Annotated in this window: 26 protein-coding genes and 1 other RNA gene; 10 read left to right on the top strand and 17 right to left on the bottom strand. The window is 57.1% G+C overall.

Annotated elements, in window-relative coordinates:
• Window positions 1-25: 25 nt before the first annotated feature.
• Complete coding sequence (locus AUR04nite_RS12750) at window positions 26-631, top strand: GDSL-type esterase/lipase family protein (RefSeq protein WP_141365612.1); 606 nt, start codon at window positions 26-28, stop codon at window positions 629-631.
• Window positions 632-778: 147 nt separating this feature from the next.
• Window positions 779-853: a 50S ribosomal protein bL37 gene (locus AUR04nite_RS18540; RefSeq protein ID WP_369299107.1), complete on the top strand. Its 75-nt coding sequence runs from the start codon at window positions 779-781 to the stop codon at window positions 851-853.
• Window positions 854-929: 76 nt separating this feature from the next.
• Here the strand turns inward: AUR04nite_RS18540 and rsrA are convergent, their stop codons facing one another.
• Window positions 930-1,190 carry a mycothiol system anti-sigma-R factor gene (gene rsrA / locus AUR04nite_RS12745; protein WP_141365610.1) on the bottom strand — a complete coding sequence of 87 codons (261 nt, stop codon included), beginning with the start codon at window positions 1,188-1,190 and terminating at the stop codon, window positions 930-932.
• A gap of 1 nt (window position 1,191) precedes the next feature.
• Window positions 1,192-1,839 (bottom strand): sigma-70 family RNA polymerase sigma factor, encoded by a 648-nt coding sequence (locus AUR04nite_RS12740; RefSeq protein WP_141365663.1) that lies wholly within the window; start codon window positions 1,837-1,839, stop codon window positions 1,192-1,194.
• A gap of 282 nt (window positions 1,840-2,121) precedes the next feature.
• On the opposite strand from AUR04nite_RS12740, the gene aroA reads away from it, so the two are divergent.
• The 7 genes from aroA (at window position 2,122) to crcB (ending at window position 7,588) form a co-directional block, all read left to right on the top strand.
• Window positions 2,122-3,474: a 3-phosphoshikimate 1-carboxyvinyltransferase gene (aroA, locus tag AUR04nite_RS12735; RefSeq protein ID WP_141365661.1), complete on the top strand. Its 1,353-nt coding sequence runs from the start codon at window positions 2,122-2,124 to the stop codon at window positions 3,472-3,474.
• Window positions 3,474-4,568 (top strand): ribosome small subunit-dependent GTPase A, encoded by a 1,095-nt coding sequence (gene rsgA, locus AUR04nite_RS12730; protein WP_174787883.1) that lies wholly within the window; start codon window positions 3,474-3,476, stop codon window positions 4,566-4,568. The genes aroA and rsgA overlap by 1 nt, the downstream gene beginning before the upstream one ends.
• 12 nt (window positions 4,569-4,580) lie before the next feature.
• A complete protein-coding gene (locus AUR04nite_RS12725; RefSeq protein ID WP_141365608.1) occupies window positions 4,581-5,384 on the top strand; it encodes an inositol monophosphatase family protein in 804 nt (267 codons plus the stop codon).
• 6 nt (window positions 5,385-5,390) lie between these two features.
• On the top strand, window positions 5,391-6,020 hold the full coding sequence (locus tag AUR04nite_RS12720; RefSeq protein WP_141365606.1) for a metal-dependent transcriptional regulator: 630 nt from the start codon (window positions 5,391-5,393) through the stop codon (window positions 6,018-6,020).
• 202 nt (window positions 6,021-6,222) lie between these two features.
• A complete protein-coding gene (locus AUR04nite_RS12715; protein ID WP_170184201.1) occupies window positions 6,223-6,723 on the top strand; it encodes a universal stress protein in 501 nt (166 codons plus the stop codon).
• Window positions 6,720-7,211, top strand: coding sequence for a fluoride efflux transporter FluC (locus AUR04nite_RS12710; RefSeq protein ID WP_141365602.1), 492 nt, complete (start codon window positions 6,720-6,722; stop codon window positions 7,209-7,211). Before AUR04nite_RS12715 ends, AUR04nite_RS12710 begins: the two co-directional genes overlap by 4 nt.
• On the top strand, window positions 7,208-7,588 hold the full coding sequence (crcB, locus tag AUR04nite_RS12705) for a fluoride efflux transporter CrcB (protein WP_141365600.1): 381 nt from the start codon (window positions 7,208-7,210) through the stop codon (window positions 7,586-7,588). The genes AUR04nite_RS12710 and crcB overlap by 4 nt, the downstream gene beginning before the upstream one ends.
• 59 nt (window positions 7,589-7,647) lie before the next feature.
• Here the strand turns inward: crcB and AUR04nite_RS12700 are convergent, their stop codons facing one another.
• The 14 genes from AUR04nite_RS12700 to AUR04nite_RS12635 all read right to left on the bottom strand — a co-directional run bounded on the left by AUR04nite_RS12700 (window position 7,648) and on the right by AUR04nite_RS12635 (window position 18,846).
• The gene (locus AUR04nite_RS12700) at window positions 7,648-8,115 is read right to left on the bottom strand and encodes a DUF2568 domain-containing protein (RefSeq protein ID WP_141365598.1); all 468 of its coding nucleotides are present in this window, start codon (window positions 8,113-8,115) and stop codon (window positions 7,648-7,650) included.
• A gap of 268 nt (window positions 8,116-8,383) precedes the next feature.
• Window positions 8,384-8,752: a transfer-messenger RNA gene (gene ssrA, locus AUR04nite_RS12695) on the bottom strand.
• Between the two features lie 118 nt (window positions 8,753-8,870).
• Window positions 8,871-9,350 carry an SsrA-binding protein SmpB gene (smpB, locus tag AUR04nite_RS12690; RefSeq protein ID WP_141365596.1) on the bottom strand — a complete coding sequence of 160 codons (480 nt, stop codon included), beginning with the start codon at window positions 9,348-9,350 and terminating at the stop codon, window positions 8,871-8,873.
• A gap of 136 nt (window positions 9,351-9,486) precedes the next feature.
• Window positions 9,487-10,920, bottom strand: a complete 1,434-nt coding sequence (locus tag AUR04nite_RS12685; RefSeq protein ID WP_141365594.1) for a M23 family metallopeptidase — start codon at window positions 10,918-10,920, stop codon at window positions 9,487-9,489.
• A 57-nt stretch (window positions 10,921-10,977) separates the two neighbouring features.
• Window positions 10,978-11,892, bottom strand: a complete 915-nt coding sequence (gene ftsX, locus AUR04nite_RS12680; RefSeq protein ID WP_141365592.1) for a permease-like cell division protein FtsX — start codon at window positions 11,890-11,892, stop codon at window positions 10,978-10,980.
• A complete protein-coding gene (ftsE, locus tag AUR04nite_RS12675) occupies window positions 11,892-12,695 on the bottom strand; it encodes a cell division ATP-binding protein FtsE (RefSeq protein WP_141365590.1) in 804 nt (267 codons plus the stop codon). Before ftsE ends, ftsX begins: the two co-directional genes overlap by 1 nt.
• 311 nt (window positions 12,696-13,006) lie before the next feature.
• A complete protein-coding gene (gene prfB / locus AUR04nite_RS12670; RefSeq protein WP_141365588.1) occupies window positions 13,007-14,122 on the bottom strand; it encodes a peptide chain release factor 2 in 1,116 nt (371 codons plus the stop codon).
• Between the two features lie 49 nt (window positions 14,123-14,171).
• Complete coding sequence (locus AUR04nite_RS12665) at window positions 14,172-14,639, bottom strand: hypothetical protein (RefSeq protein WP_141365586.1); 468 nt, start codon at window positions 14,637-14,639, stop codon at window positions 14,172-14,174.
• A 25-nt stretch (window positions 14,640-14,664) separates the two neighbouring features.
• Complete coding sequence (locus AUR04nite_RS12660) at window positions 14,665-15,063, bottom strand: hypothetical protein (protein WP_141365584.1); 399 nt, start codon at window positions 15,061-15,063, stop codon at window positions 14,665-14,667.
• Between the two features lie 49 nt (window positions 15,064-15,112).
• Window positions 15,113-15,532, bottom strand: a complete 420-nt coding sequence (locus AUR04nite_RS12655) for a TadE family protein (RefSeq protein ID WP_141365582.1) — start codon at window positions 15,530-15,532, stop codon at window positions 15,113-15,115.
• A gap of 6 nt (window positions 15,533-15,538) precedes the next feature.
• Window positions 15,539-15,751, bottom strand: coding sequence for a hypothetical protein (locus AUR04nite_RS18335; RefSeq protein ID WP_407646699.1), 213 nt, complete (start codon window positions 15,749-15,751; stop codon window positions 15,539-15,541).
• An 82-nt stretch (window positions 15,752-15,833) separates the two neighbouring features.
• The gene (locus AUR04nite_RS12645) at window positions 15,834-16,775 is read right to left on the bottom strand and encodes a type II secretion system F family protein (protein WP_141365580.1); all 942 of its coding nucleotides are present in this window, start codon (window positions 16,773-16,775) and stop codon (window positions 15,834-15,836) included.
• Window positions 16,772-17,623: a type II secretion system F family protein gene (locus AUR04nite_RS12640; RefSeq protein WP_141365578.1), complete on the bottom strand. Its 852-nt coding sequence runs from the start codon at window positions 17,621-17,623 to the stop codon at window positions 16,772-16,774. The genes AUR04nite_RS12645 and AUR04nite_RS12640 overlap by 4 nt, the downstream gene beginning before the upstream one ends.
• On the bottom strand, window positions 17,620-18,846 hold the full coding sequence (locus AUR04nite_RS12635; protein ID WP_141365576.1) for a CpaF family protein: 1,227 nt from the start codon (window positions 18,844-18,846) through the stop codon (window positions 17,620-17,622). Before AUR04nite_RS12635 ends, AUR04nite_RS12640 begins: the two co-directional genes overlap by 4 nt.
• Window positions 18,847-19,129: 283 nt before the next feature.
• Here AUR04nite_RS12635 and AUR04nite_RS12630 point away from each other — a divergent pair, with 283 nt between their 5' ends.
• Window positions 19,130-22,849 carry an FHA domain-containing protein gene (locus AUR04nite_RS12630; RefSeq protein WP_141365574.1) on the top strand — a complete coding sequence of 1,240 codons (3,720 nt, stop codon included), beginning with the start codon at window positions 19,130-19,132 and terminating at the stop codon, window positions 22,847-22,849.
• On the opposite strand, the gene AUR04nite_RS12625 is transcribed toward AUR04nite_RS12630, so the two are convergent.
• The gene (locus AUR04nite_RS12625; RefSeq protein ID WP_141365572.1) at window positions 22,846-23,259 is read right to left on the bottom strand and encodes a hypothetical protein; all 414 of its coding nucleotides are present in this window, start codon (window positions 23,257-23,259) and stop codon (window positions 22,846-22,848) included. The two genes, AUR04nite_RS12630 and AUR04nite_RS12625, sit on opposite strands and share 4 nt — an antisense overlap.
• Window positions 23,260-23,346: the final 87 nt, after the last annotated feature.

Genomic DNA, 23,346 nt, shown 5'->3' with positions numbered 1-23,346 from the left:
TCTTTTGCCAACGAAAGGTCGCCAGTTGGAATTACGAACTATCCGCATTACAGCAATCGGAGATGAACTTCTGGCAGGCCACGGCGACCCGCGGGCCCTGGGCTGGTTTGGACGCGTTATGGCCCGAACCCAGGATCCCTCGCTGCGCCTGCAGTCCTTCGTCCTGGCCGCTCCCGCCGAAGGCTCCGAAGCGCTGGCCGAACGCTGGCTGGGCGAAGCCTCGCGGCGTTTCAGCGACCAGTACGAGAACCGCCTGGTCATCGCGCTCTCGGACCGCGACGTCGACCTGGAAGTCAGCACCGCGCGCAGCCGGCTGAACCTCGCGAACATCCTGGACTCGGCCTCCCAGATGAATATCAAGGCCCTGCTGGTGGGCCCGGCCCCCGGCCTGGACGAGGCGCGCAATGAACGCGTTGCCGAGCTGAACCGCGTCTACGCCGACGTCGCCATGCGCCGCAACCACCACTACATCGACACCTTCGCCCCGCTGCGCGCCCATGCGCAGTGGCGTGCCGACCTCAACGCTTCGGGCGGCGTCCCCGGGCAGGCAGGCTACGGGCTCATGGCCTGGCTGGTGCTGCACCGCGGCTGGTACTCCTGGCTGCAGCTGCCAGAACCCAGCGCAGGCTAGGCGCCTTCCGCCCTGCAGGGAGCGCGGCTCCTGCCCGATGGGCTGGACGCCACAGTCGCCCGTTAGGTTTTTGCGCCTCAAATGTGAAAGACTATTAGTCGGCCCGAACCTCTCGGGCAGTTGAAATGATCCCTCTAAGGAGTCACCATGTCGAAGCGCGCACGCAAGCGTCGCGATCGCAAGCGTGGCGGTGCCAACCACGGCAAGCGCCCAAACAGCTAAGCGAAGCGAAAAAGACGAAGAACCCCGTAGCACTCGAATATTTCGAGCGATACGGGGTTTTTTCCTGCGCCTGCGGCTAGTGTCCTGATTCGATCCGAATCTGCGAAATGCGCGTGATGATATTCGCCTTGAGCTGCTGCGGTGCATGCTCCTGGCAGCTACGGCGCACCACAGAGCGGATGATGCATTCAAGATCGTATTGCTCGGTGCATTCCGGGCACTGCTCCAGATGCGATTTGACCTCTTTGAGGTCTGCCAGGGTCAGCGCGCCGTCGAGGTACTCGTAGATGCGCACCATGCGGTCATCGGCGCAGTCCCCCAATGAATTGCAGTCCATCTTACTTCGTCCCTCCATCAACCTTGGCTGCGGATTTATCCGCCGCCTTGATTCCACGATCTGCCGCGTAGTCTGCCAACAGATCTCGCAGCTGCTTGCGTCCACGGTGCAACCGGGACATGACGGTGCCGATCGGCACCCCAAGGATCTCCGAGGCCTCCTTGTAGCTGAAGCCCTCGACGTCGACGAAGTAGACAGCCATGCGGAAATCCTCGCCGATCGACTGCAGCGCAGCCTTCACGTCGGAATCCGGCAGGTGGTCCAGCGCCTCTGCCTCGGCCGAGCGCAGCCCCGTGGCAGAATGCTCCATCGCGGAGGCCATTTGCCAATCCTCGACGGTATCCGTGCTGGTCCGCTGCGGTTCGCGCTGGCGCTTGCGGTAGAGGTTGATATAGGTGTTGGTCAAGATGCGGTACAGCCAGGCCTTGAGGTTGGTCCCGGGCTTGTACTGGTGGAAGGCCGAATAGGCCTTCGTGTACGCCTCCTGGACCAAGTCCTCGGCATCCGAGGGGTTGCGGGCCATGCGCAGCGCAGCTGAGTACAGCTGGTCGACATAGCCCAGTGCATCCCGTTCGAAACGTTCGCGGCGCTGGGCCTCGGTCTCGACGCTCACATCGGGAAGATTCGCGTCCACACTCTCATTAGTCATCGCCTTAGAGTCTACGCGCTTGCGCCGGGCCTCGGACAGTGAAACTGCCGGCCGCGGCGCATCCTCCACGGTGCATGAGCCGCCGCCCAGGGTGCTGGTGTCTTCAATCGTCGTCACACTTGATACAACCGGCCGCCGGCCGCCCTTATTCCCTGCTTCACCGCCCGTTCTCGGCTAGGATTTAACTACCGCGAAGAATCCGCCGCGCCGCATGTGCAGGCTCCGGCGCCAGGCAGCGACGAGGCTGCCCGCACCAGCACCCAGAGAGTAAGGACCAGCCAGATCAGCACCCAACCCAGCACTGGAAGCACCAGCAGCCAAGACCACGCAAGCAGCTGGTGGCAGGCCCCCTATGCGCAGGCTCCGCTCGACGCGACGGTGATCGTCCCAGCTTCCAAGTCGCTGACCAACCGCTATCTGATCCTCGCGGCCCTGGCCTCCTCTCCCTCCACCATCCACAACGCGCTGATCAGCCGCGACACCGAGCTGATGCTCCGTGCGCTGGAATCCTTCGGCGTGGGCATTGAGCGCAAAGAGCACCCCGACGGCTCCACCACGGTGCTCGTGGCTCCCCCGGCGCAGCTGAACCAGGCACCGGGCGACGTCGACTGCGGGCTGGCGGGCACCGTCATGCGCTTCGTCCCTGCCCTGGCCGCGGTGGCAGGAGCCAAGCTCGGCTTCGACGGCGACGCCTCCGCGCGGCTGCGCCCGATGGCTCCGGTGCTCGACGCGCTGGCCGCCCTGGGCGTGGACTTCGCCTACTCCGGCGAGCCGGGCAAGCTGCCCTTCACGATGGACGCACGCCAGCTGGCACCGGCCGGCACCGTGCAGATCGACGCTTCGGGCAGCTCCCAGTTCATTTCTGCCCTGCTGCTGGCCGCCCCGGCGTTGCCCGGCGGCCTACACCTGCGCGCCGCCGACGGACCGATCGCCTCCCCCGACCACATCACCATGACCGTGCAGACCCTGCGTGAGCTCGGCGCCGGCGTTCAGATCGATGCCGACGGGCGGGGCTGGCAGATCGCCGCCGGGCGCATTGCAGGCTTCACCGTGACCGTCGAGCCCGACCTGTCCAATGCCGGGCCGTTCCTAGCCGCCGCGCTGGCCGCCACCGGCACGGTGCGCGTCCCCTTCTGGCCCTCGCAAACCACCCAGGTCGGCGGCAAGTGGGTGCAGATCCTGCGCAGCATGGGCGCCGAAGTATCCCTGGGTGCGGACGGCGTGCTGACGGTGCACGGCACCGGGGCCATCCACGGCATCGACTACGCTGACGCCTCCGAGCTGGCCCCGACCCTTGCAGCGCTCTGCGCGCTGGCCGATTCGCCCAGCAGGCTGACCGGGATCGGCCACCTGCGCGGGCACGAAACCGACCGCCTGGCGGCCCTTGAAGCGGAACTGGCAAAGGTGGGCGCCGCGGTGCAGGCCACCGAGGACGGGCTGGTCATCACCCCGGGGCCGCTGCGCGCGGCTGATCTGGAAAGCTACGAGGACCACCGCATGGCCACCGCCGGAGCGCTGCTCGGGCTGGCAGTGCAGGGCATCCGCGTGCAGGACATCGCGACCACTTCCAAGACCATGCCCGGCTTCCCGGCACTATGGTCCGCCATGGCCGCCACCGGGCAGAAGCAGGACTGATGCGCTACTCAGACTACGATGAATCCGCCGTCCGCGTCCGCCCGAACAAGCGCGGATCCCGCCCGCGCACCAAGGACCGGCCGAGCTACGACAAGGCTCAGATCGGGCGCATCATCACGGTGGACCGCGGCCGCTATACGGCGATCCTCGACGAGGACACCGCCGCCGAGCGCATCGTCATCGCCGCCCGCGCCCGCGAGCTGCGCCGCCAGGCTATCGTCCCCGGGGACATGGTGGCGCTGGTGGGCGATACCTCCGGCAAGCCGGACACCCTGGCCCGGCTGGTGCGCATCGAGGAGCGCCGCACCCTGCTGCGCCGCAGCGCCGACGACACCGACGCCACCGAGCGCGTGGTCGTGGCCAACGTGGACAAGCTGGTCATCGTGGTCGCCGCCGCCAACCCGGAGCCCCGCACCGGCTTCGTGGACCGCGCGCTGGTCGCCGCCTACGACGCCGGCATCCAGCCGGTGCTCTGCGTGACCAAGGCCGATGTGAAGGACCCCGCAGAATTCCTGGCCCACTACGAAGGACTTGACCTGCCGGTGGTCATCTCCCGCACCACCTCCGCGGAGGCTTCCGGCGTGGACGCCCGAGGCGCCGACGGCTCCAGCGCCCGCTTGGATTCCGCGGCTCTGGGCGAGCTGGAAGAGCTGCTGGCAGGCTGCGTTTCGGTGGTGCTGGGGCATTCGGGCGTGGGCAAGTCCACCCTGGTCAATGCGCTGACCGGCGCCGAACGCGCCACCGGGCATGTCAATGCCGTCACCGGCCGCGGCCGGCATACCTCCTCCAACGCGCTGGCCCTGCGTCTGGGCGACACCCCCGGCTCCTGGCTGATCGACACCCCGGGCATCCGCTCCTTCGGGCTGGGCCTGGTGGATCCGGAGAACATCTTGGCAGCGTTCGAAGACCTGGCGCAGATCGCCACCGCGTGCCCGCGCGGCTGCACGCACGCGGAAGGCGAGGCAGGCTGCGCACTGGACGCCTGGGCCCGCGACGAAGCGACGCCTGCCCACGCCGCCGCCCGGCTGGCCTCCTACCGCCGGCTGGTCACCACCGAGGAAACTACCAACGAGAAGGAGCTCGGCGCTCTCTAGGCGCCCAGGAACATGGCTGAATACACCCTGCAGCAGGACCTCGACTTCGCGCTCGCTCTGGCCGACCAGGTCGATGCCTTCACGCTGGCCCGCTACGGCGCCAACGACCTGAACGTCGAGACCAAGCCTGACATGACCCCCGTCTCCGACGCCGACCGCGGCGCCGAGCAGCTGATCCTCGCCGCGCTGGCAGAACACCGCCCACAGGACTCGGTGCTCGGCGAAGAGTTCGGCGTGCACGGGAGTTCTTCCCGGCGCTGGGTCATCGACCCGATCGACGGCACCAAGAACTTCGTACGCCGCGTCCCGGTCTGGGCGACGCTGATTGCATTGCTGGTGGACGACGAGCCGGTGCTCGGCGTCATCTCCGCACCCGCCATGACCCGGCGCTGGCATGCCGCCACGGGCCTCGGCGCGTTCGTCACCGAACCAGGCACGCAGGTCGGCACCACTGCCACCCGCGCCATCCAGGTCTCGAAGGTCGGCCAGCTGGCGGATGCGTCGCTGTCCTATGCCTCGCTGAACGGCTGGAAGGAGGCAGGCAAGCTCGACGGGCTGCTGGAGCTGCTGGAGGCGGCCTGGCGCACCCGCGGCTACGGCGACTTCCTCTCCTACGCGCTGTTGGCCGAAGGCGCCGTCGACGCCGCCTTTGAACCGGAGCTTGAGCTCTACGACATGGCTGCGCTGGTCCCCGTGGTCCGCGAGGCCGGCGGCAGGTTCACCTCCGTGGCAGGTGCCGAAGGATGCCACGGCGGCAACGCGCTGGCCACCAACGGGCTGCTGCACCCGGCGATCCTGCCCTATCTGAATCGCTAGGCGTCGATGGCCAGATACCGCGACCCGCGCCAGCTGACCACCAGCGAAGAGGACTACCTCAAGGCGCTGTACATGCTCACCGAGTGGGAAGACACCCCGGTGAGCACCGGAGCGCTGGCCGACCAGCTGGGCTTGTCCCCCGCTTCGGCCACCACGATGGTCCAGAAGCTCGCGGTCAAGCAGCTGGTGCACCACATCCCCCGCGGCGCCATTACGCTCAGCCCCACCGGCCGGCGCGAGGCGCTGCGCATGGTCCGCCGCCACCGCCTGCTGGAAACCTTCCTGCGCGATGAGCTGGGCTACGGCTGGGACGAAGTGCACGATGAAGCCGAGGCGCTGGAACACACTGTCACCGACCGCTTCATCGACGCGTTGGATCTGCGCCTGGGCCGTCCCAGCCGGGACCCCCATGGAGATGCCATCCCCTCGGCCGACGGCACGCTCCCGGCCAGCGACGCAGTCCGCCTAGACCGGTACAGCGGATCAAGCACCGCCGTCATCGACCGGATCAGCGACGAGGACCCGGACTTCCTGCGCCGGGCGCATGAAATGGGCCTGGTGCCCGGCGCCTCCATCACGCTGCCGCATTCATTGAATTATCTGGATGCTTCTATGGTGTGGGTCCGTCCCGCCTAGCGCACATCGCATTCGCCGACGGCTTGTGCAAAAATGGAGCTGTCGGGAAGCCCGATGCGGCGGTGGGGCTCGCCGGAGACAAACTTCAGATCAGCGTAATACTGGTTCGACAACAGTCCCTACCTCAGCCACATTGTTGCGCCCACAGGTAGGAGAGACATGCACCAGCATCGTTCACGCAGAATCCAGCGTCAGGCAAGCGATGAATAGCCCAGGCCGTCCGTACGTTGTCGGCGTCTATCCCGGCCAGGATCCCCGCGTGGTGGAACAGGCCTCGAAATTCGCACGTCAGATGAATGCTCACCTGATCTGCGTCTGGGTCGATCCTTCCCGATACACCGTTGACAGGCTCCCGGACGGCACCGTGGTGTCTTCACCGATTGACCCGGAATCGGCAGGCAGCCAGACACAAATGATGCCCGAGAAGCTTCTGGGAGCAATCACCGCATTGCTTGAATCGACCGGCGTGGCCTGGTCAGCGGTGGCTCGCGCCGGCGACGCAGCCCATGAACTGGGACTGCTGGCTCAAGAACGAAATGCACTCGCTGTGGTTCTCGGCAGCCGTCCGCGTTCGCTTCGCACGACGCTGCATGAACTGGTCAACGGTTCAGTAGCCGTCAAGCTCGCTCAACGCCAGTTGCATCCGGTCCTCATCATCCCGCCGTCCGAAGCATCATCGTCCTTGAAGAGAAACGCCCTATGACCAAGCCAGAATCTAATTCACCAAGCGGCGGCGATACACACACAGATCCGCCGGCAGTAATGCGTCCGCTGCACTTGCGACCGGGCTTGTTGGCATTGGTATTCCTCGGCGGCACCGCCGGTACAGCAGCGCGTGAGGCGTGCAGCCTGATCTTTCCGACATCTACGGGGTTTCCACTGACGGTATTCATCATCAATATCGCAGGAGCATTCCTCCTGGGACTGCTGCTTGAGTCGCTGCTGCGGCGGGGCAGCGATCAAGGCTGGCGGCGACGGATCCGGCTCTTGGTCGGCACCGGGTTCATGGGAGGATTCACCACCTACAGTACGTTGGCCACCGACAGCGCACTGTTGCTGGCCGACGGGATGACCGGCACCATGCTCGGATATGCCGTTGGAACAATTCTCCTCGGTGCGTTGGCCACGTTCCTCGGAATTCTCGTCGGATCGAGAATCCCTCGTGCAGCAGCCTCATTGGAGGCCGAATGACTCCGCTACTATTTGTCGTATTGGCCGCCTGCGGAGGACTCGGCGCCTGCACTAGATTCTTCCTAGACGCGCTGATTAAGGCTCGCACTTCTGGAGCTCTGCCGTGGGGAACGATCACCATCAACATCTCGGGGTCTTTCCTGCTGGGCTTGATCACCGGCTTGGTTCTCGGAAACTGTCTTCCACCGGTATGGCAGCTGGCAGTAGGTACCGGATTCCTGGGCGGATACACAACCTTCTCCACGGCGAGTTTCGAGACAGTGAAACTAATTCAGGCGGGTAAGCCCGTGGCCGGTGCATTGAACGCTTTCGGGACACTTATAGGAGCTGTTGGAGCAGCACTCTGCGGGCTTTGGGCTGCCAGCTGGGTGTACTAGTCGACGTCTTAAATAGGTCATGCCGAAGCGACGCTTCGGCATGACCTATTTAAGACGTCCTATCTGGCAGCTCTGCGGCCGCGGGCTGCTGGTCGTTGGCTCTCCACAACTTGCGGTTGCGGTTTGCTCCGATCGTGGGGAACTACATATCCGCCCGTGGCAAGAATGAGGATTGCGCTGGTACCGGTCAAAATCAGCATGGCGATGGCCCAAATCTGCGACTGATCCGTAAATGAATGATCAACGCTAAGCCACAGCGTGTAGGCCCCAGCCAGGTAGATCAGATGGATCAGAACGATCCTGGTACGAAGCCGAAGTTTTACAACCGCCTTGGGCGAGAAGAACACTGACCAGATGACAAGCAATGGAACGACAACTATCAAAATGGCAATAATCATCGGCAACGGAATGAATGCGATTGCAGCAAGCGCCGCCGCAAAGAGCAGGCCTACTTCGAGGAGAAAAGCAACAGCAGCGTACAGGGACCTGACTATGGGAGAAACCTGCGTTGAGCCGCCCTTACCCATTGCTTACTTCCTTATCGTCTAAATGCGCTACTGATCCGACTATCTTCTTGCGGTATCTACTCAAGTCTATGTGTTTATCAATCCGCTCGCGAACAGGCTCGCTTTCGAAGCGAACCAGCCAGGATGCGAAATAGGCTTCTTCGATCAAATCAGGCTCAGAAAAAGCCCTTCTCCCCGAGGCTCAGCAGCTGTGAAAACATCGCCACGCGTCAATCGACCGCTAGTTAAATGAAAGAGCTCTGGAACTGAGAAGTTCCAGAGCTCTTATTGGTGGAGATGGGGAGAATTGAACTCCCGTCCGATGTAGTGTTGCCAGGTCTTCTCCGGGCGCAGTTTGCTGCGGATTTTCTCTGCCCCAGCCATCACGCAAACATGTGGCTGGTCCGGGCACAGTTGCCTAAATATGTACCTGGCAGCGGCAACAACTGCCCAATACAGTGGCTATCTAAATGACGTTAGGATCAGGGGCGATAGCATCCCCTGGCTAACGGACTGTCTGGCTGCTTAGGCAGCGAGAGCGAAGTCAGTGCGCTTAGATTCGGCACTTATTGTTTTGCAAAGAGCGTTTACGAGATAACTTTGCGTCCTCGGCCCGCTTCATCTGTCGCGACTTACACCGTCGAAACCGATCATCCCCGTATTTTGTTGTCAGTCCCGTCGCCGGGTGCAACTGCACCGAAGTGCGTTCATCAATCATAGCGCAATCACTGGTCAGAACCCAATGAGAGCTTCGCCATGAACAACTTTATGTTCAGTTATGCGCTACGACGGTTGCGCTCTCGCATCGCACGCTGCGCTTCACGGTTGTCTTGCTTTTCTCGCAAGGTCTGGCGCTTGTCGAATTCTCGCTTACCGCGTGCCACACCGATTTCGAGCTTGGCCCGGCCTGATTTGAAATACAAGCTCAACGGAACAATTGTCAGACCCGCTTCGGAAATCTTGCGTTCGATCTTAATGAGTTCCTGACGGTGCAAGAGCAGTTTGCGGCGCCGCCGTGCCGCATGGTTCGTCCATGAACCATTGAGGTACTCCGGGATATAGCAATTCTCGATATACAGTTCCCCACGATAGAACTGGCCGAACCCGTCGACAAGCGATGCCTTGCCCTCGCGCAGCGACTTAACTTCGGTTCCGGTAAGGACCATGCCTGCCTCGAAGGTATCGAGAATTTCGTAATCGTGGCGTGCTTTTCTATTGCTGGCAATCACACGATCTTCTTGGTTTTTCTTGGCCATGACACTCCTTGCATCGCGCAGTCGAATTCCTACGCACAATCACCAAGTCTAAATGAAAAGTGCTGATGAAACGCCAAAGCTACCCCTAACCGCTTGCGCGTGGGGTAGCTGACGACGGTCACCCGTAATTACAGATCTACAAAAGCCCCATCGGATTGACCGCTTGTCCGTTGATCACGGTTTCAAAGTGCAGGTGGCAGCCAGTTGAGTTGCCGGTAGTGCCGACATAGCCGATCACCTGTCCCTGCGAGACCTTTTGGCCGACGCTCACAGCAACCTTGGACATGTGATGGTATCCGGTAGCCAATGCCTTGCCGTTGACTACGCCGTGGGAGATGAGAACCTTGTTACCTGCGGTTCCACCCCAACCAGCCATCCATACTTCTCCGCTGGCGGCTGCATAAATCGGTGCTCCACATTGCCCGCCGAAGCCCCAGTCAAGTCCTGCATGGACATAACCGCCGCGGCCACCATAATCGATAGTCCCAGCCGGTGTTGGACGCCATCCGAAGGTTGAAGTGATGTTGTTGCTGTTCGTAGGCTTGATCAAGCCCCACGCGCTGGAGCCTGAGCTGCTCGACTTTGGCGCGCTCGACGATGCCTTGGGAACATACTGTTTCTTGACGTAAGTCTTCTTCTGCGCCTTGGCGGCTTTTGCCTTGCGTTGCTGCTCAGCTTCGAATGCAGCCTTCCGCTTAGCTTCAGCTTCAGCTGCTTTTCGCTGGCGTTCCTTCTCTTCACGAATCAGGCGTTCTTGGCGCTCTTTAATCGCGGCGTTATTCTGAGCCCGCTCCTCTTGCTCAGCATTGAGCTTAGCTTGAATCTGAGGCTTCTTGGCCTCCAGCTGGGCGCTAAGAGCTTCAGTACTGGACACGAGAGCGTCCAGTTCATCCTTCGCGGACTGGGCTGCGTCACGCGCATTTTCTTCCTGCGCAAGAGCATCTTCAGCCTGAGACTTCAGCGAAGAGATTTCCTTCTCCACTGCGACAAGGCGTGCCTTGTTGTTCTCGTTGTTCGCACGTTCCTGCGCCAGATCGTTGTAGGCAGAATTCTGCGATTCCATGGCGCGGTTGGCCATATCCAAGCCATCAGCCATGGCCGTAGCCGAATCCATATTGAGGATCATATCCAGGCCGCCGGAGATCCCTCCGCGCTTATAGGCCTCTGAAGCAATCTTGGCCATGGCATCTTCGGCTTCGGCGAGCTTGGCGTCATTTGCCTGTATCTGCGCAGCGACCTTGTCCCGAGTATCCTGCGCACTGATTAGGCGATTATTCAGATCTGCAACTGCCGCTTGCGCGTTGACCACTCTGCTCTGAGCGTCAGCAAGTGCTGACTGCAACACGGGAACTTGGGCTTGCTGCTCGCGCAGCTTCTTATCGGTTTCTTGGATGTCAGCATCCAAGAACTCCATATCCTGTTCCAAGTTGTCGATATTCTGCTGAATCTCGACCTTTTTGTCGTCTAACTCGTCGGCTACCACTAGCCCTGCAGGCAACGTGAGGGCAAACGCCATGGCTCCACCGATGGTGGCGCGCAGGAACTTGCGCCGAACTGCGTTGGACAGCATAGGACTCCTTGGGGATAAGTAGTGCGTCATGGTAGCCACCGGCATGGGTGGATTGAACTAAACCTTCAGGTATCGCTTCAACGTTACCACTGATGAAATTGTTGCCAAAACGATACCAAGTATCAAGAGGGCCGGGGCAATGAGCCAAACTTCGCCAGTCGAAATGAACGCAACTCCTACGTTTTCACTTGCTAGTTTGTCTTCTACCAAGAACTTCATTAGGAGCCAAAGTGTTCCTGTGGCCAACACGCCACCGATTAACGATGCGATAACGCCTTCAATAACGAAGGGCAACTGAATCGTCGCTTTAGAGGCACCCACCAATCTCATGATGGTGGTTTCCAACCTGCGATGCATGGCCGAGAGCTGAATCGTCGTACCTGTCAGCAGGACGGCGCAGACGATCATTACGGCAGCTACGATGGCTGCTGCACCCGAAGCAACTCGAACCAGCTGGAAGACCTTTTCCAACAACTCGCGCTGGTCCACGACTGACTCAACCCCAGGAACCGTAGACAAAGCTTCATTGATCACCTGATACTTTTCAGGATCGACAAGGGCAACTCGGAAGGACTCAGGCAACTGATCAGGCTTAACCTGGTCGACCAGAGAAGAATTCTTGTACTGATCTAGGAAATTCTTGTAGGCCTGGTCTTTGGACTCGTAAGCAATTTCTTTGATGTAAGGCTTTAACTGCTCAGACTCTAGAAGCGACTTGATGTCGTTGCGCTGTTGCTCGGTAACTTCTTTCCCCGCGCAATTTGTGGCCGCACTGGTGTCGTCGCACAGATAGACCGCTACTTCCATGCGGTCATACCAGTAGCCCTTCATCTGGTTGATTTGAAGCTGCAGCAAGGCCGCGGCCCCGACGAATGTCAAAGAAACGAAGGTTACAAGTACGACTGAAACGACCATGACGACGTTCTGGCGCAGCCCCTTGACCGCTTCGCGCAGGATAAATCCAAGTCTCACTAGTCTTCGTCCTTCTTGTCATTGATAGCTTCGGTCGCGTCGCTGTCCCGTTCCTGCGGGGCCGAATCGTCGCCAAAGAGCAATGCACGTGATCCGTCCTGATTGATCACAGTAGTCATCTTCGTATATTGGCCCTCAACCTCGTCACGGATGATGCGGCCTCGATTCAGCTCGATCACTCGATGACGATATTCACTGACCAGTTCATGAGCATGCGTCGCCATCAAAACGGTGGTTCCGTTCTGATTAATCCTGTCGAGCACGTTCATGACCTCGATGCTGTTCTTCCGGTCGAGGTTACCGGTGGGCTCATCTGCCAAAAGAATCGCTGGCTTATTGACGATTGCACGGGCAATACCCACGCGCTGCTGTTCACCGCCCGAGAGTTCTGTAGGCTTGCGGCGAGCCTTGTCTTCCAGCCCGACCAGCTTCAATGCGTCGGGGACCCGATCCCGAATCTGTGCCCTAGACGCACCAATGACCTCCATCGCGAAAGCCACGTTGTCGAAGACTGTACGTTCACGCAACAAACGGAAGTCCTGGAAGACGAACCCGATATTACGGCGAAGTTTAGGAACTCTACGGCTGGAGATCCTATTGAGGTTCTGGCCGGCGACATAAACTGCACCAGCGGATGAGCGCTTTTCGCGCAGCACAAGACTGAGGAATGTAGATTTTCCCGAGCCGGATTCGCCGACGAGGAATGCGAACTCGCCGCGGTTAATCTCGATGCTCACGTCGTCCAAAGCAGCATTTTCCTGCCGAGGCTCGTAAACCATCGAGACGTTTTCGAATTTAATCATTTCTTCAATCGCCAGCTTTCGTCGGGGCGCGACCCACGAAAACCAATCTCGAGTGCAAACGTCATTTGATGCGCCAATCAACCAAACCTTATCGGTGCGTTGCTGTCATTTCTGAGGAATTCAAGGGCGTGTTGCCAGATTCATCAGCTACTAACAGCTTGCTCCAAAGTATGCCGAAAATCAGATGCTAAGTACCAGTCCCATAGTGATTTCAACGACTTTCGACCTAAAGCGATGCAAGAGCGAGTCTCCGTTGGCCATAGCCACAGTACCCGCGCTTCTTTACACCGCTTTTTCTAGTGTCTGAAGTCTTATTTTTCTGGTCGACGCTGAGCAGCACGCCAGCGAATCCCAGCATCGATGAAATCGTCAATCTCTCCGTCAAGCACTGCTTGCGTGTTGCCAACCTCATGATCAGTGCGCAGGTCCTTCACCATCTGGTATGGGTTCAAGACGTAGGAACGCATTTGATCGCCCCAAGAAGCTTTGACGTCGCCGGCAAGTTCCTTCTTCTTAGCGTTTTCCTGCTCTTTCTTCAGCAGCAAAAGTCGCGACTGAAGCACGCGTAACGCCGCGGCTCGGTTTTGAATCTGCGACTTTTCATTCTGCATTGACACTACGATTCCTGTTGGAATGTGCGTCATTCGAACCGCTGAGTCAGTGGTATTGACCGACTGGCCACCAGGACCAGACGAACGGAAGACATCAACACGAATTTCAGACTCAGGGATATCGATAGTGTCGGTCTGTTCAATCAGCGGAACCACCTCAACCGCGGCAAAGGAAGTCTGTCGGCGGCCCTGGTTGTCGAATGGGGAAATTCTCACGAGGCGATGGGTACCAGCTTCGACTGAAAGAACGCCAAATACATATGGTTCATCGATTTCGAACGTCGCGGACTTCAGGCCAGCTTCTTCCGCATAGGAAGTGTCCATGACAGTTGCCTTATAACCACGTTTCTCAGCCCAACGCAGGTACATGCGCAGCAGCATTTCTGCGAAGTCCGCGGCGTCTACGCCTCCCGCACCAGAACGAATGGTGACCACGGCACCGCGAGAATCGAATTCTCCATTGAGCAGCGTGACGATTTCCAGGTCGTCCAGTGCCTTGTGAATCGAAGCCAGTTCTTTGTCAGCTTCGTCGATCGTGTCAGCGTCGTCCTCCAACTCTGCCAACTCGACTAGTACTTCCAAGTCATCGATCCGTGTCCGCAGTTTGGTCAGACGTTCCAGTTCAGCTTGGCGGTATGACAATTTACTCGTGACGATTTGTGCACTGGCTGGATCGTCCCAGAGGTCTGGGGCACCGGCTTCCTCAGACAAAACGGCGATATCCGCCTTGATCTGTTCAACGTCGCTCACTTCCTCAATGGTGGCGTAGGTCGCACGGAGGGAGCGGATTTCAGCAGTAAAGTCAGTTTTTGCCATGGTCTTCTAAGACTACGTCATAGCTCCAGCAGATCCCGATTTCTGAGCTTCATCGGCTCAATACCGTCTGCGCGCTAGAACTAACTTCGATGGTGATGCCTGACGGAACTACCCAGCCCACAATTGGCGGGCTCACGGTGCCTTTCAGTGTAAGTTCTGCGCCTTGCCCGCCCGGCAGAATTCTTACCGAACCGATTTCCAAATTGTCTATTCGGCCACTTGCCCCAATGTCAGCCAAGTAGCGTCTAACGCCCTGGCTTACCTGATCGGTGGTCAGCTGGATTCGAGGAGACCCCTCATCAGCCACAAACTCAAATTCATCAACTGCTGCAACAACTGCCCCGTCGGCAATGGCCAACAGCTGCCTCGCTTTGAGATTAACTGCACTAGCACCCATGACTACCGAAATGGTCAACAACGTGAGCGCGCAAAGTCCTATTGCAAGGACTAGAGATTGGCCTGCTTCCTCAATCAGCAGCTGTTTGGCACCTCGCGACTTACGGTGTTTTTCGCCCATCCTGTGTTCGGTGCCTTCGTTCTCATTAGCCAAAGCGATCAACCCGTTGTGCAGCGGTCGAATCAACGGTGAAGACCGATGCTTCGAAATAATCCGAGATGAAAGGCAACGGAACTGCCAGACTGACGGTCACGGTCACGATTGACCCAGGCTCCAAGCACTTCGGTTCGCAAACGATGTTGGACTGCGCCTCAGAGAATTCAAAATTACTCATCGCTCGGTGCACCACATTGCGCACGTTCGATTGCCCCTGGGCAGGGGTCTCTGAAACTGCATAGACTTTCGCCGCCTGATCTGCAGCTGAAACCACGGCATAACTTCCAGCTTCTAACGCCGCCGCAGCAAGCACCAGATAGATCATGGGAATGATCAAAACAGTTGCGGCAAAAATAAACTCGATGATTGCGCTGCCTTTAGTATCCAAGAATTTCCCGCTTGTCCGCTCCCGGTAGGATCTTGCGGTCGCACACGGGTCAGCCATAACGAACTGCACCTGCACTAGTTGAAATCTCCCATCCGTTAGGAAGCAAGCCAACCAAGGGGACACGGGTATTGACCGTTACGGTGACTACCTGCTCGTCGCCCACCGATCGCACACCGACTGCAATATCGTTGGCAAATCGACTGCTGAGTGATTCAGTGATTAGTGTCCGCGTCCGTCCTACCGCATCGGCCGGAGTACGGTTTGCCAAGGCGCCATAGTGAGCACCATTTGCAGCAGCGTCAACGAGCGTGTTTCGAACATGCAGGATCAACGCGAGTTGTATTACTGTCATCGCCAGGACGATGAGCAATGCCGTAATCATGACGAACTCAGCAACTGCAGAACCTCGTTCCCCGTTTCGACGAAGCGAAACAGGGAACGACTGGCAAACTGCCGAGATGCATTTCATGCCGTTTTATCCCAAACCGGAGACTCGATCAATTGCCTGATTGAAGAGTTCCTGAAGCCGGGGCCCAGCGATCGCAAGCAATGCCGCAACCAGCAACGCGGACATTAATGTGATCATGACCCATCCGGGCACATCTCCCCTTGAGTCATGGAACTTTCGAATGCCAGCGGACGAAGTTTTCTGGATCCGTTCTACGAGCCCGGCGGCTAGGGTGCACATCAAGATCTGTAGCCTAAGCATGTGAGCAACTCCTTCGTTTGAGGATGACTATTTATTTGGGGATGTCGTCGATGGTTTTTGTTCAATAACTCATCTCCAAAAGCGCTAGTCCCGGGAAAATAGCAAAGACAATTGTCAACGGAAGCACACCAAAAACGATGGGCACGAGCATGGAAATTTCACGCTTTCCTGCTATTTCCATCAGTTCACGCTTTGAGGCATCCCGCACGTCCTGTGCTTGATCACGAAGCACCTGCCCTAGTGGAGTGCCTCGTTCGCTCGCGACTGCGATGGCATCGACAAATCTCGTCATGGCGCCAATTTGGACACGGTCCGCCAAATTCGACAATGCTGCAATTAGGCTTGATCCCGCATGGATGTCGTTGAGTGCTTGGGTAAATTCCTCACCGATTTCTCCGTGGCAAATTCTGGAAATTCGCTCAATTGCACCGGTCGTTGATTCACCGGCGCCTACTGTCAGTGCGAGTACTTCGGCCACCGTCGGAAACTGTGTCAGTATTCGGCGAGCGCGCTTCTTAACTTGCTCGCCAAGCCACCAGCCGCGCAGAAAGTAGCCAAGAAGCCCGCACCCGATCACGACTACGAGCGAAAAGAGAACAGGAGAAGGTTGTCGCAAGGACATTGCGGTCATCAGGGCGGCACCAACAACTAGTCCTATGAAAGTGCACAACAATTCCTGCGATCGATAGTCCACCAAGCTCATGCGCAGGCCTGCTGCTTGGAGCCGTCTTCGAACAGTCGCAGAAGTAGGGCTGTGAACTGCTGCAATTCGTTTAAGCTGTTCAAGTACTGGACGTGCCAATTGCCACATCGCAGAAGTTCCTGAATCTTGCTGCCACGAATCTTGCAGCATCCGAGACGATCTCATTCCAACTCGAATATGCGGAGCAACACGATCGGCAAACCCCATCGCTCTCCAAGCTGGTAGCCGCAGGACGACAAGCCACAGTCCGAGTCCCAAGCCAATTCCGCACAATATTGCCCAAGGCATGAAGCTGCTCATGACAGCACCCGTTCTTCGACAGGTAATGTCCCAAGCCGCAGCATGACACGATAGCAGACAAAAGAAACAACAAGGCCTGCACCAAGCACTACCACTCCGCTCGGCGTCATATAGGCTTCTTTGGCAGCTGGCTGAGTTCCCAATACCAACAACAGGATCCACGGAGCGGCCACTGCCAACCGAGCTGCTGAGACAATCCAAGACTGCCGCGCCGCCAGCTCTCCACGTGTTCGCACGTCATCCCGCAAGAAAGCCGCGAGAGTAGAAAGCGTCAGCCCTAGATCTGTGCCGCCTACTTCTCTGGTGATTCGCAGGGTGGTGATGATTTTGTCTGCAATGGGGTCTGCTAATCGATCTGAAAGCTGGTTGATGGCAACGCTGAAATTTGCGGTAGCCCGATAGTCCAGAGCGAACTCTTTAAAAACAGGCCGAAGGGCTTCGGGGCCCACCGTAGCAAGTTGGCTTAGTGATTCTGGAAGCGAAAGGCCTGCCCGAATTGCGCTACGAAGATGGTCGACAACCTCCGGCCATTGCTCTTGAAGGGCAGCCTGGCGTTTTGCAGCTTGGTGCCGCAGATAAATCCAGGGTGCAAGCAGACCGAAACCCATAAATATGACTGCAAATAGCCAAGACGATGTCAGTCCAAACGTTACTAGTCCGAATACTATGGCACTGGCACAGCAGATCATGATGAATTTTGTGCGGCTGACGGTAGTAATCCCTGCTCTCAAAAGCGCCAGCTGTATGACCGAGCTTTTCCTTCGTTCTTTCTCCCAGGGCGCAAAGAACCACCAATCGGCAATGAGCGCCAGCCCCAGTCCCCCGAGCAACCCGAGCAGCAGACTCATGATGCTCGCCCCATATGCTCAGCAACATTGAACCCAGCCAAATCAAATTTTGCGTGCGCCCAGTCTGCTCCAGCTGCAGGAAGGAGTTCTCCTTGCTGTCTATCGAAGAGCGTCGACGTTTCTATGGCCCCTGCTTCAACTCGGTTGCGAACAGCAAGGATTTCGTTGACAAACCTGTGGCCAGAAGCATCTCGAATGCAATGAACTACCAAATCAATGCAGGCGGCAACGGTCTTTATCGTGAAATCGCTGGTGATGTTCGGGCCTGCCAGCAATGGAAGCGTCGAAATTTTAACAATCGCATCTCGTGCAGAATTTGCGTGAAGTGTGCAGAGCCCAGAAACTCCCGAGTTTAACGCAATCAGCATGTCCAAAGATTCCGCTTCCCTCACTTCACCGATGATGATGCGATCCGGCCGCATACGCAACGCTTCTTTGACAAGGCGTCGCATCGTTATTTCACCGGTGCCTTCTAGGTTTGCCATGCGGGTCTGCATCGCGACAACGTCACGAAGTTTGAGGTTGAGTTCAAAAATTTCTTCAATAGTAATTACGCGTTCACGTGATCCAATCGCAGCAGACAGTGCATTGAGCATCGTCGTTTTGCCTGCCTGGGTTGGACCGGTGACGATGATATTGAGTCCTGCTGAAATCGCCCAGCCTAGATAGCTGGCAGCTGCTGGCGTCAGCGAACCAAGGTCAACGAGGTCTTCGAGTTTTGATGCCCTAGCAATAAACTTTCGGATGTTTACTGCCCAATGTTCGTGGGTAATGTCGGGAATAACCACATGGAGTCGGGAACCGTCCGGCAGCTGACAGTCGACGAACGGCTGCGACAAGTCCAATCGTCTCCCCGAGGACTTCAACATGCGCTCTACAAGTGATGCCACTTCTTCGGAGTTGAGTCGAATGTGGGTCAACTCGCTCTGTCCCCCACGAGCGCAAAATATTTGTTGCGGCGAATTTATCCAGATTTCTTCAATGCTGGGGTCATCGAGCAACTGCTGCAATGCACCAAAGCCTGCAACGTTGTCATAGATTGTCTGCCTAGCAAGTTCGATCGCACCCAAGGCAGGAACAGCACCGAGCAATGCTCGTTCGTCATAGTCACGCAGGACGTCATCAATCAGTGATTTCATTGCTGCCGGCTGTTTCGCCGGATCTAGTCCGCGCCGTCGGACTAGTTCACGTACTTCGTCTTCCACGATGGATAAGGCATCCACGATTAGATCCTTCATGCCTTGGGGGGGTCGGCAATTTCCCGTTCGTTCCGGGGACGACCGGGAGTGTTCACCGGTTCAGCAGGTCGGTCTAAAAGTATTTCAACGAATTTTGCGAGTTATATCACCGGAGCCTATCCCCGACAATGTGGGCTTTCAAGGTGTACGAAAAATTTGTGGATAAACCACCGTCATATCCACAACCAGCTAGAAACTCGAATAGCCATTCTCACGACACTGCTCAAATGGAATTTCATAGACTCCCACCTCAACAAAGCGAGCAACAATGCATCAGTATGAAGTAGTCGTTTCATCAAGAGCTTTTGCCCATCCGCACCAATTGCATCTGGAAGTCAATGACGAGTTATCTGGCTGTCAGCTGGCCCTGCTGCTTGACCCCATTTTCCCTGGACAGCATTGGTTTCTTGGAGAAAACCGCTTGGATGATTATCAGACTGTCATACCTTCGACTGCCGTGCTCCTATCCGATCTACCGCGCCCGCAGTTGCTTTCGAAGAATCAGTCGATCGCGCTGAAACTTTTCGTTGTTGACGGCCGCGACTCAGGTGCATTCATCAACCTTTCCCATGGCGTCCATAACGTGGGGCGTTGCGCGCCACTGAAACTATCAGATGCCAAAGTCTCCAGAGTTCATGCCAGGGTCAGCGTGACCGATCAGCGACTGATGATTCGTCCTGAGCCCGGAAAATCATTCCGGCTCGCTACAGACTCAGGGTTTCTGACAGTCGATGACGAGGCAGAACTTCATGACGGTTCCATTCTCGTATTGGGCGATACAGTCTTGCAGGTGGGCGAGCCAGCCAGTTTGGAAGCGTCGCATCTAGTTTCTTCGGACCAGCTGACCTTCAAGATTCCAGAGGCCCCGGAACTTGGTCGTTTGCTTGCCCTCTGCTTGGCCTCGCTTGTGCCGATACTTTCCGGCATTTTCTTGGCACTGTTTACCGGGTCATTTCTTTTTCTCGCAATCAGCGGGCTTTCAGCTTCCCTTGGCCTTATCCCTGCTGGTGAGATGCTCTCCCAACGACGCTTTTGGAAGCGCAAGGTTATGAAACAGCAAGTTCAAGTATCGCGCGCTCGTGCGCAATACGCTTCACCTCTGGGACCTTCATTAATTGCTGGAATTACGCGACTCGAGCTGGGAATTCTTCCCAAAGAGCTCCCACCGCTCGTGCTCGGGAAAGGCACTTGGAACCTTTCCGGCGTTGACAGCCAAAGTACTCGCCGCTCTCATGCTAAAAAATCCTGGTTGAATCCAAGGTCCACGCCATGGAAAGAATTGCATAATGCCCCGGTATTTGCTCACGTCTGCGCGCAAACTTGGCAGGTCGTATGCGAACAAGATCCGAGTCAACTGGGATTGTTTTACGCAATTCTTGGACGTTTTATTCCACATGTTGCCTCCGGTGGCGTTTCACTTGTCATCGACCCATCCTTTATCGAGCTGCCACCTGAAATCATGTTGTTGGCAAACGTTCAGCAGAAAGTGATGGCTCCAGAGCAAGCTGATGAGGATCGCAACGGTGTTCTGTCTTCATTTGTCCCTGATGCTTCGAATTCGGATAGAAGGCAGAAAGTAACGACCATCTACATCACGACAACGCCGTGTTCCGTCGATGGGGCCTTTGTTTTGGCGGTAAATCCTGTCTTGTCCAACAAGAGTGATTTTTGGATAAACCCACAGACGAAAAAAGCCAAGCTTCCCGACGCTCAGATGACCTTAGAACAACCGCTGCTTCTTAATGCTGATCGACTCATGAGAATCGTCCAAAGATGCGTAGACCTTGCGGAACCGGAAAAACGTCAGCGGACCACTTCAAGCTGTCGCTCCTCGCTCCAAGCTCTCGTCGGAACGGATCAGAAACATGATTTCCAGTTTCTCGATTTCGATATTGACGGCCCCCATGTATTGATCTGCGGCACCACCGGGTCGGGAAAGTCTGAAGCATTGCGCCGGATAGTTTCAGACCTTGCGGCGAACTACGATCCACAACAGCTGGCCCTCGCGCTCATCGACTTTAAGGGCGGGGCGGGACTTGCTGCATTCCGAAATCTTCCTCAGGTCCAGCTTTTTGCCAGTGACCTCGATGCCCCCAGCGCCCAGCGCACCCTGGCGCAGCTAGAACATGAGGTGGCTAGGCGCGAACGTATCTTGTCGAGCCACAACTGCAGCGATCTTGAGGAATACTACAAACTCCCGGAAGCACCGATGCTTCCACGTCTTTTGATAGTCATTGATGAGTTCCGAGTATTTATAGAATCGGTTCAAAGAGCCAACGAACGAATTGACCGTCTCGCGGCGGTAGGACGTTCATTGGGGATGCACCTTCTACTCAGTACCCAACGGGCAGCAGGCGCCGTAAGCGGACAGACTCGCGCCAACATCAACACCATCATCGCGTTGCGCGTAAAAGATGCTGCGGAGTCATTGGAGCTGGTTGGCAGCACGGCAGCTGCCAATCTAGTCGATCCAGGTAGCGCAATCGTGGCAAGGAGCAACCGCACGACCCAGAACATTCAGTTCTCTTTATCGGTATCCCCTGAATTGCACGGTGTACTTTCGATGCGCGGCCCCAACAACTTGGTCCTCGAACCGGTGAAAACTTTCGGCGAGTCAACTGCTCATCCCGATTCATCGATGCTCCCGGAACTCGTTCAGCAGATTCAAGAAAAGTGGTCGTACGTCGAAAGGCCATCCAGGAGCTTCGCAGAAGCACTGCCCGATGCTTATGACGTCCGAGTTGATTCCTCGCCAACAGACGAGATCGATTCAATCTTCTGCGGTTTGCTCGACAATCTGGATAATGGTTCTCTCGACCCACTGGTCTTGGGCCCTGCAAGTTCGCGCGGGCTGCTCGTTTGTGGCCTTCCCGAATCTGGAGGGCGGCTGTTGATTCAGTTACTGGCGAGCCATCATCCCCGGGTAATCGTTTTTGGACCTATGCCCGTCGGAATGGATGCATCTGCACCGAATATCCGCTGCGTCACGGGGACGAACAGGTTTGAGTTCTCCGAAGCACTCGATTTCATTGAGACATGGTCCGATGACAAGGAAATATTAGTCCTCGTTCACGACGTCGCAAATCTGTGCGCACAGCTTGATCCAAGAACATTTCAGCGGTTTGACGAGGTGCTCATGACCTTGCTTCGTCAACAAAGCACGTCATCATATCGGCTCGTTCTCAGCGTCGACAGGGATCAAAATCTGTTGAAGGCTACAACTCTTTGTGCAGAACAATGGTATTTTCCGCTCGATGCGACTGAGCAGCTAAGAATGGCCTGGCCCAAGATTCCTCCATGCAGCCAAATTGTTGGACGTGGCATCCGCTGTTCTTCGGCTTCTGTACCGGCTACTTTTCAGTTGCTAGTTCCAGAGAATCCCAAGGTACAGCGGAATGAAGAAACTTCATCGTGGGTGCTGGACAGCTCCGGTCGGAACACGATGTCCGACGCTGAACTGTATCTCGGTTCGACGTCATTCACGGCAGAGCCGTATCTGCTTCCCGTCGAAGGTACGACATATTTCTTATGTCCACAGCTGCACCAACGATTAAATCTTCCACGAGTTCTTGCCCGGCGCTGGAACTCAGACTTGCTGACGACATTTGAACAAGCTTCCCAATGGGCCGCCGCAAATAGCCATAGTGCAGACGTGCACAAAACTCCGATTCTCTGCGTCGAATTGGCTTCAACGTCCGTTCCAGAGCTTGGTCAGCTCATTGCATGTTTGTCTGCACAAGTACTCCACTTGGCATTGTTCATTCCGCCGTCTCCCCGCTTGGCGTTCGATTTAGGCGTTCCAGGAGGAATGCTGGATGAGCGTCATGTCGTCGCAGTCGAAGCCGAGCATCCACAAGACTTGCAGCCGATGAACTGGCCGCCCCTGCCGATTGAACCAAACAGGAATACTGGCGAAGACAAAGAATCTTGGCGTGCACTGGCTCAAGTCTCTGGTCAATTGCACGCCATCGAGATCCGTCGAGATTAGTTCTGCGGGCGGTCCCCAAGGAATCTCGTAGTTTGAGGAGCAAAGAGAAGCACTACGATCGTTCCAGCGATGGCAATGGAAAGGATAGCCCCGATGATGACGCCCATGATGTCTGATTTGAGGAAAGAGACTGACAGGATCAGCTGGAACAACTGCCAAACGATGATTGGTGCTCTGGTGAAGGCTTTCCCCTTGAAAAAGTTCACCGCAACCGCTCCTTGCCAAACGGCCAACAGCAGACAGAGGGCCAGCATGAATAACTGGCCGCCTAGGTTCAGAGCTCCGTCTCCCGAAATGTTGAACGCGTAGTTCACCGCATAGGCCAGTACCGCGAGAGCTTCGAGCAGGACAAGTCCTGCGATGACGACAACGGTCGTTGGTCGGGGAAATTCAGTCTCTTCGTTGTTCACGTCAACAATTTTCGTCGACCAGAGTCGGGAACTCAAACGTAGCCCTGCAATTCTGCGGGAGACGTAGCCAGAGCCTTGTCAACTAGC

It is taken from the genome of Glutamicibacter uratoxydans (assembly GCF_006539925.1).
GTDB lineage: Bacteria > Actinomycetota > Actinomycetes > Actinomycetales > Micrococcaceae > Glutamicibacter > Glutamicibacter uratoxydans.
This window is presented reverse-complemented; position numbering and strand designations above follow the sequence as displayed.